12 protein-coding genes are annotated in these 12181 nt (G+C 73.7%); 3 read left to right on the forward strand and 9 right to left on the reverse strand.

The features are described 5' to 3' along the window. Window position 1 precedes the first annotated feature (1 nt). Complete coding sequence (locus tag ACWD6N_RS17660; protein WP_354963625.1) at window positions 2-256, reverse strand: glutaredoxin family protein; 255 nt, start codon at window positions 254-256, stop codon at window positions 2-4. Next, complete coding sequence (locus tag ACWD6N_RS17665) at window positions 246-1880, reverse strand: AMP-binding protein (protein WP_387324478.1); 1635 nt, start codon at window positions 1878-1880, stop codon at window positions 246-248. Before ACWD6N_RS17665 ends, ACWD6N_RS17660 begins: the two co-directional genes overlap by 11 nt. 574 nt (window positions 1881-2454) lie before the next feature. Between ACWD6N_RS17665 and ACWD6N_RS17670 the strand changes: the two genes are divergently transcribed. The 3 genes from ACWD6N_RS17670 to ACWD6N_RS17680 all read left to right on the forward strand — a co-directional run bounded on the left by ACWD6N_RS17670 (window position 2455) and on the right by ACWD6N_RS17680 (window position 5591). Next, window positions 2455-3405 (forward strand): ECF subfamily RNA polymerase sigma factor, BldN family, encoded by a 951-nt coding sequence (locus tag ACWD6N_RS17670; RefSeq protein ID WP_354963623.1) that lies wholly within the window; start codon window positions 2455-2457, stop codon window positions 3403-3405. Between the two features lie 288 nt (window positions 3406-3693). After that, entirely contained in the window at window positions 3694-4572 is an 879-nt protein-coding gene (locus ACWD6N_RS17675) for a DUF5667 domain-containing protein (protein WP_354963622.1), read from the forward strand. 119 nt (window positions 4573-4691) lie between these two features. Further along, a complete protein-coding gene (locus ACWD6N_RS17680; protein WP_354963671.1) occupies window positions 4692-5591 on the forward strand; it encodes an HAD family hydrolase in 900 nt (299 codons plus the stop codon). 12 nt (window positions 5592-5603) lie between these two features. On the opposite strand, the gene ACWD6N_RS17685 is transcribed toward ACWD6N_RS17680, so the two are convergent. The 7 genes from ACWD6N_RS17685 to ACWD6N_RS17715 form a co-directional block, all read right to left on the reverse strand. Further along, window positions 5604-6710, reverse strand: coding sequence for a 1-acyl-sn-glycerol-3-phosphate acyltransferase (locus tag ACWD6N_RS17685; RefSeq protein ID WP_354963621.1), 1107 nt, complete (start codon window positions 6708-6710; stop codon window positions 5604-5606). Continuing rightward, window positions 6707-7780, reverse strand: a complete 1074-nt coding sequence (locus ACWD6N_RS17690; RefSeq protein ID WP_354963620.1) for an NAD-dependent epimerase/dehydratase family protein — start codon at window positions 7778-7780, stop codon at window positions 6707-6709. The genes ACWD6N_RS17685 and ACWD6N_RS17690 overlap by 4 nt, the downstream gene beginning before the upstream one ends. A gap of 121 nt (window positions 7781-7901) precedes the next feature. Beyond that, window positions 7902-8003, reverse strand: a complete 102-nt coding sequence (locus tag ACWD6N_RS17695) for a 30S ribosomal protein bS22 (RefSeq protein ID WP_007465623.1) — start codon at window positions 8001-8003, stop codon at window positions 7902-7904. Between the two features lie 249 nt (window positions 8004-8252). Beyond that, entirely contained in the window at window positions 8253-8462 is a 210-nt protein-coding gene (locus ACWD6N_RS17700) for a helix-turn-helix domain-containing protein (RefSeq protein ID WP_007465625.1), read from the reverse strand. Window positions 8463-8685: 223 nt separating this feature from the next. Then, window positions 8686-9870 carry an ABC transporter permease gene (locus ACWD6N_RS17705; protein WP_354963619.1) on the reverse strand — a complete coding sequence of 395 codons (1185 nt, stop codon included), beginning with the start codon at window positions 9868-9870 and terminating at the stop codon, window positions 8686-8688. Beyond that, on the reverse strand, window positions 9867-10793 hold the full coding sequence (locus tag ACWD6N_RS17710) for an ABC transporter ATP-binding protein (RefSeq protein ID WP_354963618.1): 927 nt from the start codon (window positions 10791-10793) through the stop codon (window positions 9867-9869). Before ACWD6N_RS17710 ends, ACWD6N_RS17705 begins: the two co-directional genes overlap by 4 nt. Continuing rightward, window positions 10790-12181: an efflux RND transporter periplasmic adaptor subunit gene (locus ACWD6N_RS17715; protein ID WP_387324472.1), complete on the reverse strand. Its 1392-nt coding sequence runs from the start codon at window positions 12179-12181 to the stop codon at window positions 10790-10792. Before ACWD6N_RS17715 ends, ACWD6N_RS17710 begins: the two co-directional genes overlap by 4 nt.

The raw sequence follows: 12181 nt of genomic DNA on the forward strand, positions 1-12181 counted from the left end.
CTCAGAGCTGCGGCGTGGTCAGGTCCCGCAGCAGCCGTTCCTCCTCCACCCGCCAGTAGCCGTGCTCCTTGCCGTCGAGCATCACCACCGGCAGCCGGTCCCCGTACTCCCGCTCCAGCCCCTCGTCGCCGGTGACGTCCCACTCGACCCACTTGTCCCCGGTGACCGCCACCACCCGGTCGAGCGCCGCCTTGGCGTCGTCGCACAGGTGGCAGCCGGGGCGGGTGACCAGGGCGAGCCGGGCGTCAGTGGACATCGGTTACCTCCGTGCGGGTGTCGGCGCTCGCCGGCGGGTCGGCCGGCGTCGCCGACCGGAGCTGGGTCTTGCGTACCTTGCCGATCGCCGAGTGCGGCAGGGCGTCGACGAACTCGACCCCGGTCGGGCACTTGAACCGGGCCAGGTTCCGCGCGCAGTGGGCGAGCAGCTCCTCGCTGGTCACCTGCCGCCCCGGTGCCGGCACCACGTACGCCCGGACAGTCTCGCCGGTCCGGGGATGCGGCACACCCAGTACGGCCGACTCGGCCACCCCGGGGTGCCCGGCGAGCACCAGCTCGACCTCGTGCGGATAGACGTTGAACCCGTTGACGAGGATCAGCTCGCCGAGCCGGTCGACCAGGAAGAGGTCGCCGTCCTCGTCGGCGTACGCGACGTCGCCGGTCCCCCACCAGCCGTCGGCGTCCGGCCCGTCCCGGCCGTCCGGCCAGTAGCCGGTGAAGACGTTGGGGCCGCGCACGACGATCTGCCCCGGGTCGGTGCCCGGCGCCGCGTCGGAGATGTCCATCTCGTCCGGGTCCTCGTCGGGGGTGGCCAGGCCGTCGCGCCAGAGGTCCGCGCCGTCGGCGCCGACCAGGCGCAACCGGACGCCGGGCAGCGGCCGACCGATCGAGCCGGCCTTGGCCACCCCGCCGACCAGGGTCGAGGTGAGCACCGGCGCGGTCTCGGTGAGGCCGTACCCGATGTGCACCGGATGACCGGTGGCCTCGGTGAAGCGCGCCGCGACCGCCGGCTCCAGCGGCGCCGCGGCGCAGACCGCCACCCGGACGGAGGCGGTCGCCGCGCGGACCTCCGCCACGCCGGCCCAGGCCAGGAACATCGACGGTACGCCGACCAGCACGCTGACCCGGTGCCGGGCGATCTCGTCGAGCCCCGCCGTGGGCCCCGGCTCGTCGAGCAGCACGCCGGTCGCGCCATGGTGGACGACCGCGCCGAGCCCCGAGTTGAGCCCGTACGCGTGGAACAGCGGCAGGGCCAGGAGCACGGTGTCCTCCGGACCGACCACCGGCGGCTCGATCCGGCCGACCTGCTCGTGGTTGGCCAGCAGCGCGTGGTGCGAGAGCATCGCGCCCTTGGGCCGGCCCTCGGTCCCGGAGGTGTAGAGCAGCACGGCCAGGTCGGCACCGCCCCGACGCGGGCGTGTGGGCGGCTCCGGTGCGTCGTCGACCGACCGCGGCGGCGTGCCGTGCACGGCGGTGAGCGCGGGCAGATCGACGGCCACCTCGGCGAGCAGGCTCCGGATCCGCTCGGTGCCGATCAGCACCGACGCGCCGGAGTCGGCCAGCACGTGCCGCAGCTCCGGGGCGGTGAAGCCGGGGTTGACCGGCACCGCGACCAGCCCGGCGCGCAGGGCGGCGAGCCAGCTGACCACGAAGTCGAGGGTGTTGGGCAGCGCGATCGCGACGCGTGGCGGCGTACCGCCCGGGTCGGTGGGCGGCGCGGTGGCGGTCAGCGCGTGCGCGGTGGAGTCCACTGCGGCGTCCAGTTCGGACCAGCTGAGTGTCCGGTCACGCCAGTGCAGCGCGGCCCGGTCGCCGTGGTCGAGGGCCGCCCGGTGGACCCGGTCGGCGAGGTTCGGCGCGGGGTTTGCCGATGCGTCCTGCACGGTGATCGAGTCTGGCACAGCGGGCGCCGCCAGGCCACGCCCGGCGGCCGGACCGCGGCGCCGCGACAGTCCCGCCCACGGGACTGATCTCTGTGCCACCGGCGGTCCGATCAGGTCCCGTCGATGGGACGGCTGACGCCATCCGTCGGCGGTTCGGCCGGGCGCACACGACCACCCGGCGGGACGGGTCATCCGAACGGGCAATCCGCCCTCGACCAGGAGATCCACCCTGGAGCGCCACGCCGCTCCAAAGTCAAACGCACACGACGGACAACCGGTCCGCCGACGGTGCGATGGAGCGGGAAATACTTCCGCCCTGTGTAACGGACTTGCCACGCGCGGGTGACGTTGGCCCTATCATCACTCGGGTCGGCTCACCCCATTTGCCGTGAGTCGACACCCCTCAGCCCGAGGAGGCCCCCGTGCCTGTGAGCGCATTGGACCAGCACCTCAAGGGGAACTGCCGCCCGTCGGCACACCCCGGAACCGTCCTGCCCGACCGGAAGCCCGGTCGGTCCGCACCGACGACCCGCAGACCGGCCCGCCCGGCGACCGACGGGACGGGGGCGACGCGGTGACCACCTTCGGTTACGCGGAACGCCCGGTCGGCCTGACCGGTCAGACGACTCGTGCCCAGGTCAACGAGCGGCCGGCGGCCCGCGCCCCGCTGGATGAACCACACAGCGCCGCCGTGCGGGGCGACGGCACAGCGCAGCGGATACGCAACAGGCCACACCACAACGAGCCGCCACCGCGACCAGCGGTGCCCGGCGGGAACTCGAAGCCGGCCGGGGGCCGGGTCGCCGTACCGGCCCGACCGACCATGCCGGCCCAGGGCCGACGGGTCAGCGACACGCCGGCGGCGACCACCGACCCGTCCGCGGGCGAGACGGCGGTGATCCCGGCGGTGCCGGCCACCACCACCCCGACCGGCTTTCCGAGCCGACCGGATCCGTCCGACCCGGCCACCGAGGTCTGGACGCTGATCGAGCGGGCCCAGGCCGGCGAGTCCGAGGCGTTCGGCCTCATCTACGACCGGTACGTGGACACCGTGTTCCGGTTCGTCTACTTCCGGGTCGGCAACCGGCAGCTCGCCGAGGACCTCACCTCGGACACCTTCCTCCGCGCTCTCAAGCGGATCAGCAGCTTCACCTGGCAGGGCCGCGACCTCGGCGCCTGGCTGGTGACCATCGCCCGCAACCTGGTCGCGGACCACTTCAAGTCCGGCCGGTACCGGCTGGAGGTCACCACCGGCGACGTGCTCGACGCCGACCGGGAGGACCGGGGCCCGGAGGGCAGCCCGGAAGCCGCGGTGGTTGAGCACATCACCAACGTCGCCCTGCTCACCGCCGTGAAGCAGCTCAACCCGGAGCAGCAGGAGTGCATCGTGCTCCGGTTCCTCCAGGGCTTCTCGGTCGCCGAGACGGCCCGGGCGATGGGCAAGAACGAGGGCGCCATCAAGGCCCTCCAGTACCGGGCGGTCCGCGCGCTGGCCCGACTCCTGCCCGACGGCTTCCAGCCGTAGTTCTTTTCCGCGGGACCGATGGGCGTCGATCGACGTCCGGGCAGCTCAGTCGGTCCCGCCTGGTGACAACCATCACTTTCTGTGATTTCCGCCCCGCCAGGCCCGTAACCCGTGCCCGGTCCGCGGCGTTTCTCCGGGTGCGACCGGTGGTTGCCCCGGCAGGCCCGGGTCACCGAGGTCCGACCGGCATGCCGGACGGGGCCTCACCTCCGTGGTGTCACACTGCCGCCCGGTCGCTGGCAACGACGGCGGCCGACCGGCCGTGACCAGCGAGAGGAGGTGCCTGCGGTGGACAACATCCTCTTCTCCCGCCGGCGCGCGGAGCGCTTCGCGCAGCTTCTCGACGAGGCCAACGGCGGCCGGCGGCACCACGTCCGGTCCCGGGTGGACGGCCAGCTCGCCCCACTCGTCGCGGTGGGTCAGCGGCTCAGCGTCGATCCACCGGCGGTCGAGGTGGACCCCGACTTCCGCACCGGCCTGCGGGCGATGCTGCTCGCCACCGCCGTGCGGGAAGGGCTGGGCGCCACCCCGCCGGCCGGCGAACCGGCCACCACGCGTTCCCCCAGCACCACCCGCGGTTCGCTGCTCCCGGCGGTCACCGCCCGCCGGGCCCGCGCCCGGGGCGCGATCCTGATCGGCATCGCGGCCGGCGCCATCGCCGTCTCCGGCATCTCCGCCGCCAGCGAGAACGCCGTCCCCGGCGACGCGCTGTACGGCATGAAGCGCTCGACCGAGCGGGCCCAGCTGGCCCTGGCCAGCTCGGACATCAGCCGCGGTCAGCTCTTCCTGGACTTCGCCCGGACCCGGCTCGGCGAGGCCGCCGAGCTGCGCGGTGACCGGATCGGCTACAGCGCGGTCCTCGACGACATGGACGCCGACACCCGGCAGGGTGTGCGCCTGCTCAACGCCGCCGCCGTGCAGCGGGCCGAGCCGGCCAGCCTGGACACTGTCAACACCTTCGTCGCCGGTCAGCACCGAGCGGTGAGCAACCTGCTCGACGGGGCCACCCGGGCCGACCGGGAGCGCACCCGGCGTTCTCTGGTGCTGCTGGACAGCATCCGGGAACGCTCGGACACGCTGCGCGCGGCGATCGCCTGCGGCATGCCGGCGCCGGCGGCCAGCGACGCCCTCGGCCCCGCGCCGTCCGCCTGCCCCGGCACCCGCTGACCCACCCGGGGCGGCCGGACGCCCCGGCCACTCCCATACCGCAGGTCCGGCCGGTCGTGCCACAGTTTGCGGTCTGCCCGGCCGGTCGACCATGCTTCCCGGCTACCCTCGCTGGAGGCATCCGTCGCACCGGCGAGGAAGGGAGACGCGTGGCCCGCAGCCGCAAGGTGACGGTCAGCACCGACGTCCACGGTCACACCGCCGGCTGGGCGGAGACCGAGTTGGCTCCGACGGCCGCGCCAGACCCGACCGCGGCGGCGTTCTTCGACGTGGACAACACGATGATGCAGGGCGCGTCGATCTACTGGTTCGCTCGCGGCCTCGCCGCCCGGAACTACTTCACCAGCGCCGACCTGGCCCGGTTCGCCTGGCAGCAGCTCCGGTTCCGGTTGCTGGCCCGGGAGCACGCCGGTGACATGTCCCAGGCCAAGGAAGCAGCGCTGGCCTTCGTCGAGGGCTGGCGGGTGGACGACGTGGAACGCCTCACGGAGGAAATCTTCGACGAGCTGATGGCACCCCGGATCTGGACCGGCACCCACCAGCTCGCCCAGCGCCACCTGGACGCCGGCCAGCGGGTCTGGCTGGTCAGCGCCGCCCCGGTGGAGATCGGTCGGGTGATCGCCGCCCGGCTCGGCCTGACCGGCGCCATCGGCACGGTGGCCGAGGTGGTGGACGGGGCGTACACCGGGCGGCTGGTGGGCGACCTGATGCACGGGCCGGCGAAGGCCGAGGCGGTCACCCAGCTCGCCGCCGTGGAGCGGCTGGACCTGGCCCGCTGCGCGGCCTACAGCGACTCGGCCAACGACCTGCCGCTGCTCTCCACCGTGGGGCGGGCGGTGGCGGTCAATCCGGACGGCACCCTGCTGCGGCAGGCGCGGCAGCGTGGCTGGGAGGTGCGGGACTTCCGTACCGGCCGCCGTGCTGTGAAGATCGCCGTACCGTCGACCGCGGCGGCCGGTCTGGTCGCCGGCGCGGTCACCGCCGGCCTGGCGTTGTCACGCCGCCGCCGCAGCGGCTGACCCGACTCCCGCTCAGGGGCCGAACGGGTCCGGCCGCCGCTCCAACAGCGTGTGCAGGGTCTGCTGGATGGTTTCCCGCACCTGGTCGGCGAGGTTGAAGACCACCAGCGGATCGTCCGCGGAGTCGGTCAGGTGCGCGGTCGGGATCGGTGGGCAGAACTGGATCAGCCACTTGCTGGGCAGCGGCACCATGCCCAGCGGCCCGAGCCACGGGAAGGTCGGCGTGACCGGGAAGTACGGCAGCTTGAGCAGCCGCGCGAGGGGCTTGATGTCGGCGAGCATCGGATAGATCTCCTCGCCACCGACGATGGCGACCGGCACGATCGGGGTGCCGGTGCGCAGCGCCGCCGAGACGAAGCCGCCCCGGCCGAACCGTTGCAGCTTGTACCGGTCGGCGTAGAGCTTGCCGATGCCCTTGAAGCCCTCGGGGAAGACGCCGACCAGATCGCCGCTACGGAGCAGCCGCTCGGCGTCCGGGTTGCAGGCCACGGTGCCACCGGTCTTGCGGGCGATCTCCGACACCACCGGCATTCGGAAGACCAGGTCCGCACCGAGCAGGCGCAGGTAGCGATGAGCGGGGTGCTTGTCGTGCAGCGCCGCCGAGAGGATCAACGCGTCCAGCGCCACCGTGCCCGAGTGGTTGCCGACCGCCAGGGCGGGCCCGTTGACGGGCACGTGCTCCACCCCGCTGACCTCGGTGCGGAACCAGTCCCGGTAGAGCAGCCGCAGCAGCGGGTGGAAGACCGCGTCGGTCAGCTCCGGGTCGAAGCCGAACTCGTCGACCTCGTAGTCGCCGGAGAGCCGCCGGCGCAGGAACGCGAGGCCGTTCGCGACCTTCCGGTCCCAGTGGTCGCCCGGCCGATCCGAAACGGCCGGCTCGGTGCCACCGGGATCGCCACCGGTGGCCGGACCCGCCGGCTCGTCCGTGGTCGGGCCGCCCGCCGGCTCGTCGGTGGCCGCGGTGTCGACCTCGTCGGCCGCCGCCGGGGTCGGCGCGACCCGGTCCGTCGGTCGGTGTCCGTTGCGCCGCGCCGACTCCGCGGCTGGCGCGGTCGTTTCCCGCGGTACGTCGAACCGCCCGAGGCCTGCTGGGTCACGCCCCTCCCCCGACCCGGTCACGACCGCTCCCGCATCGCCGAGCGAACCTGCCGGATGCCGTCCAGGACGAGTTGTTCAGCGACGGCCAGGTGATCCCGGGTGACCACGACGCCTCCGTGGTGGGCGCGGATGAAGTCGTCGAAGGCCGCGGCGGTGGAGCGGGGCGTGAAGCCATACTCCCGCTCCAGCCGGGTGGTGTCGACCACCCGGCCGTGCACGAAGAGGTCGACCTGGTCCAGGCCGTAACGGCCGAAGCCCATGCTGCGGGCCAGCGCGGCGGCGCCGGAGAGGCCCGGCTCCAGCACCGGGACGGCCACCCGACCGGCCCGCCGGATCGCCTGGGACAGGGAGAGCACCCCCGGCCCGGCGACGTTGTAGGTGCCGGGGTGATCCTCCACGATCGACCGGTGCAGCACCTCCAGCGCGTCGTCGAAGTGCAGGAACTGCAGGCGCGGATCGCGGCCGAAGACGGTGGGCACCAGCGGCTGCGCGAAGTAGCGGGTCAGCGTCGTGTCGGCGGTCGAGCCGATGAACGGCGCGAAGCGCAGCACCGTCGCGGTGACGTCGGACCGGCGACGGCGAAAACCGCGAACGTACCCCTCGACGTCGAGGATGTCGCGGCCGAAACCGCCGCGTGGCACCTCGCGCGGCTCGGTCTCCTCGGTGAACACCGCCGGGTCCCGGAACGACACGCCGTACGCGGCGGTCGACGAGCGGACCACCAGCTTGCGCAGCCGGGGCGCCCGTTGGCAGGCGGCGAGCAGCTGCATGGTGCCGATGACGTTCTGGTCCTTCATGGCCGACCGGCCGCCGTGCTGCGGGTCGGCGGAGCTGACCAGCGCGAGGTGCACCACCGCGTCGACGTCCAGGTCGGCGAGGAGCCCGCCGAGCGAACCGGCGTCGACGCGGATCCGTTCGACGCGGTCCAGCAGGTCGGTGAACTCGGCGCCGGGCTCGGGCGCGTCCACCCCGATGACCCGCTCGATGCGCGGGTCGGCGGCCAGCCGGGCCGCCACGTGGGCGCCCAGGTAGCGACCGACACCGGTGACGACGACGACCCCCGGAGCACCTGAGGTGCTACCGGGGGTCATCTGACGCACCTACCCCGGCAGGAGTGATCGAGCCGGGACGACCACGGCCTGATCACCTGAGCCTCCGGAGGTCGACAGGTGGCAAGTGATGCCGGATGCCGGGCCGCAAGCCCGGCGGCGATCACTTGCCGAGACGGCGACGCTGGACGCGGGTCTTGCGCAGCAGCTTGCGGTGCTTCTTCTTAGCCATGCGCTTGCGGCGCTTCTTGACCACCGAGCCCATACGACAGCCTTTCGATACAACGTGCGGGGCGGACCGGTTGACACCACGCAGGTGGCGACGGCGACCGCTTGCGGACAACGGACCGGACCAGTCTGGGCGGCGGGGCGCACCGGTGGGGTCTCGGTCGGGCTCCAGGGTAGCCGGAGAGCGTCAGCAGGACCAACGCGCCCCCGTCGATGCCGCTTTCCGGGCGTGACCGTGGGGCCCGCAAGCTTCCGCTACGTCGCGCTCGGTGAGCGCGGCGGTGGCTCAGGCGGTCTCCTGAAAGGCACCCCGGAGATATTCGTGCACCGCGTGCTCAGGCACCCGGAACGAACGGCCGACCCGGACCGCGGTGAGCTCACCGCTGTGCACCAGGCGATAGACCGTCATCTTCGACACCCGCATCACCGTCGCCACCTCGGCAACGGTGAGGAACTTGACCTCCGACAGCCGTCCGTCGGACTGCGACCCGGCCATGGCTCACCGACCCATCCCATGCCCGGCGCGTGCCAACCCGACGGATGCTCCGGGCCGGGCCGGCGACGCGCGTGTTACCAGTACGGTAGCGGGGCGGCTGTGACCGGCGCGATCCCTTCGTACAACTGATCATGTTCTGGTTGCCGGTTCACCCGGTCCGCGCTCCCGGTATCTCCCCGCCTGCGCCGGGCGTCCGGTTGCGGCAGCCCGGCGTGGTCGTGGCTCACTCCGCGCGCAGCGCGACCACCGGGTCGAGCCGGCCGGCGCGCTGCGCGGGAACCACCCCGAAGACGATGCCCACGGCCGCCGACACGCCGAAGGCGAGCGCCAACGACCACCAGGTGATCGCCGCCGGGATCGGTGACAGCGCGTCCACCAGCAGTGCGGTACCCACGCCGAGCGCCATCCCGGTCAGCCCACCGATCGTGGTGAGCAGCACCGCCTCCAACAGGAACTGCACACCGATGTCACGGGGGCGGGCACCGACGGCCTTGCGCAGCCCGATCTCCCGTGTCCGCTCCCGGACGCTGACTAGCATGATGTTGGAGACGCCCACCCCGCCGACGAGCAGCGAGATGCCGGCGATGGCCGCCAGCACGCCGGTGAGCACACCGAGGATGTCGCCGAGCACGCCGAGGATCTGCTGCTGGGTGACCGCACTGAACTCGGTGTCCGGATGCCGGTGGCTGAGCTCGGCCACGATCCGTTCGCCCAGCTCGTCGATGCGCTCCCGGTCCGGTGCCTTCACCGCGATGCCGTCCACCCGCTGGGTGCCCCAGAGCCGCTGCGCGGCGGTCACCGGCACGTGCACCTCGTCGTCCCGGTCGACGCCGAGGCTCTGCCCGAGCGGCGCGAAGACGCCGATGACCCGGAACCGCACGCCGGCCAGCGTCACCTGCTGCCCGAGCGGGTCCCGGTCGGGGAAGAGAGCGCGGGCCACCGAGTCGCCGAGCACCGCCACCCGCCGGCTGGTGTCCACGTCCGTGCCGGTGAGGTAGCGGCCCCGGGCCAGCGACCGCGTGAACACCTCCGGCGTGGTCTCCAGTACGCCCTGCACGGTGGTGAAGTCGGAGCGGGCGCCGGCCCGCGCGGTCGCCCCGGAGGCGATGGTGACCGCCACCCGATCGGGATCGCCGACCACCCGGGTGACCGCGTCCACGTCCTTGAGCGTGAGCGGCGAGACCACCGGCGCGGTCCCCACCTCGATCCGGCCGGGGACGACCAGCAGCAGGTTGGAGCCGAGCCCCTCGACCTGCTGCTCCACCTTCTGTTTGGTGCCGGTGCCGATGGCCACCAGCAGCACCACCGAGGCCACCCCGATGATCACCCCGAGCATGGTCAGCGCACTGCGCAGCCGGTTGGCCCGTAACGCGTCCAGCGCCACCCGCCACGCCTCGGCGACCCTCACGACTCGCTCCCGTCGCCGGTCACCGCGGCGGCGTCGTCGGTCCCACGGCCGTTAGCCGGGCGCGGAAGGCGCCCGGTGGCTCCGGCGGCGCCACCAGAGCCACCGGACGGGTGCCCCGGGCCGCTTCCGGACACGGACCGGGGCTCCGCGCTGGGAGCGGGGACCAGTGTCGCAGGTCGACCATGATCAACGGACAGCGGTCGATCATGCAGGTGGGTGGGGTCGTCGTCGGCCGCGCTGTCCGCCACCACCACGCCGTCGCGCATGGTGATCCGGCGGCGGGCCCGGGCCGCGACCTCCTGGTCATGGGTGACCATCACCAGCGCCACCCCGGACTCGGCGTTCAGTTGTTCCAGCAGCTCCAGCACCGCGGCGCCCGTGACGCTGTCCAGGTTGCCGGTGGGTTCGTCGGCCAGCAGCACCGTCGGCTCGGTGACCAGCGCGCGGGCGATCGCCACCCGCTGCTGCTCACCGCCGGACATCTGGTTGGGCCGGTGGTCCAGCCGGTGCCCGAGGCCGACCCGGCCGAGCATCGCCGCAGCCCGCTCCCGGCGCTGGCGGGCCGGCACGCCCCGGTAGACCAGTGGCAGCGCCACGTTCTCCACCGCCGAGGTACGCGGCAGCAGGTGGAACGCTTGGAAGACGAAGCCGATCGTCTCGTTGCGCAGGGTGGCCATCTCCGGCGGAGACAGGGCGTTGACGTCCCGGCCGCCGATCACCAGCCGGCCGCCGGTGGGCCGGTCGAGCCCGCCGAGGAGGTGCATGAGGGTGGACTTGCCCGACCCGGACGGCCCGACCAGCGCCACGTGGTCACCCGGCTGCACGACCAGCGACACGCCGCGCAGCGCCTCGACCGACACCCCGTCCAGCTGGTACGTCCGGGAAACGTCCACCGCCTCGATTGCCGGCGGGGAGCCGGTCACCGCACCTCCTGGCCGTCGCGGACCTGGTCGGCACCGCGCACCACGACCCGGTCGCCGGCCTGCACACCGTCGAGGATCTGCACCAGGTCCGATCCCTGGACGCCGACGGTCACCGGTGCCCGGTCCGCCTTTCCGTCGCGGACGACCCAGACGGCGTCCCGGCCGTCGGCGGAGAACACCGCCGAGGCGGGGACGGTCACCGCGTCGGCGGCCTCGCGCACCCGCAGGTGGACGATCGCGTTCATGCCGGGGCGCGGCGTCGGGGCCAGCTCGTCCTCAGCCAGCTTTCCGGTGCCCAACGCCAGGCGGACCCGGTAGGTGACACCGCCCTGGGCGGAGTTGGTGGGGAGCACGTCGACCGAGCGGACCGTGGCGTCGTAACTGGCGCCGGTGACGGCGTCCAGCTCGACCGTCGCGGTCACGCCGGCCCTGACCAGCAGCACGTCGGTCTCGTCCACCTCGGCCAGCAGCCCCAGCTGCCCGGTGTCCACCACGGTGAGCACGGGCGTGCCGGCGGCGACCCGGCCGCCCACCGCGACCGCGTCATCCACGCCCGCGGGCGGCCCGCCCTGGTTGGGGGCCAGCGCCGACGGGTCGATCCCGGCCGCCTGGGCGGCACCGGCCTGCTCGAGCAACCCGGCGAGGCCACCGGCCGGGCCACCGCCGGCCCGGGTGCCGCCCGGCTGCACCACCCCGGCGATCGGGGCGCGCAGGGTCAGCGCGTCGACGGTCGCCTTCGCCAGGTCGTACGCCTGCTGGGCCTGCAACCGTTGCGCCGCGGAGAGCGCGCCGACGGCCGAGTTCAGCCCGCTGATCCCCCTCTGCACCGCGCGGACGGCCTGGTCGGCGGTGCGCGCGGCCGCGGTGTACTGCCGTTGGGCGGAGGTCACCTGGGTCAGCAGCGCGTCCCGCAGCTGCGGGTCGGAGATCTTCTCGGCGGCCTTGCGCGCCGCGTCGAACGCCTCGTCGGCGGCCTTGTCGGTGCCGCGCCGGCTGCCGGCCAGGTCGCCGGTGGAGACGCCCCGGCCGGCTCGCTTCGCGGCGGTGAGCGCCTCCTTCGCCTGGCGGAACCGCTGCTGCGCGGAGGGTGAATCGACCACGGCGAGCACCTGGCCCCGCTTCACCCGCTGTCCCGGCTCGACGCGGAGGCTGGCCAGGGTGCCGTCGGCGGGGGCGGTCAGGGTGGCGGCGGCGCGGGCGGTCACCGTCGCCGGTGCGTCGATCACCTCGGTGACCGGGTTGCGAGCGACCGAGGCGAGCGTGACGGCCGGCCGGTCGTCGCCGCACGAGGCGGCGGTGGTGGCGGTGAGGACGGCGACGGCGGTCAGGGCGGTGAGCAGGCGGGGCCGCGTGACGTGGGTAGGCCGCGGCGACTGGGTGCGGCGCAC

This window comes from Micromonospora sp. NPDC005163 (assembly GCF_053599835.1).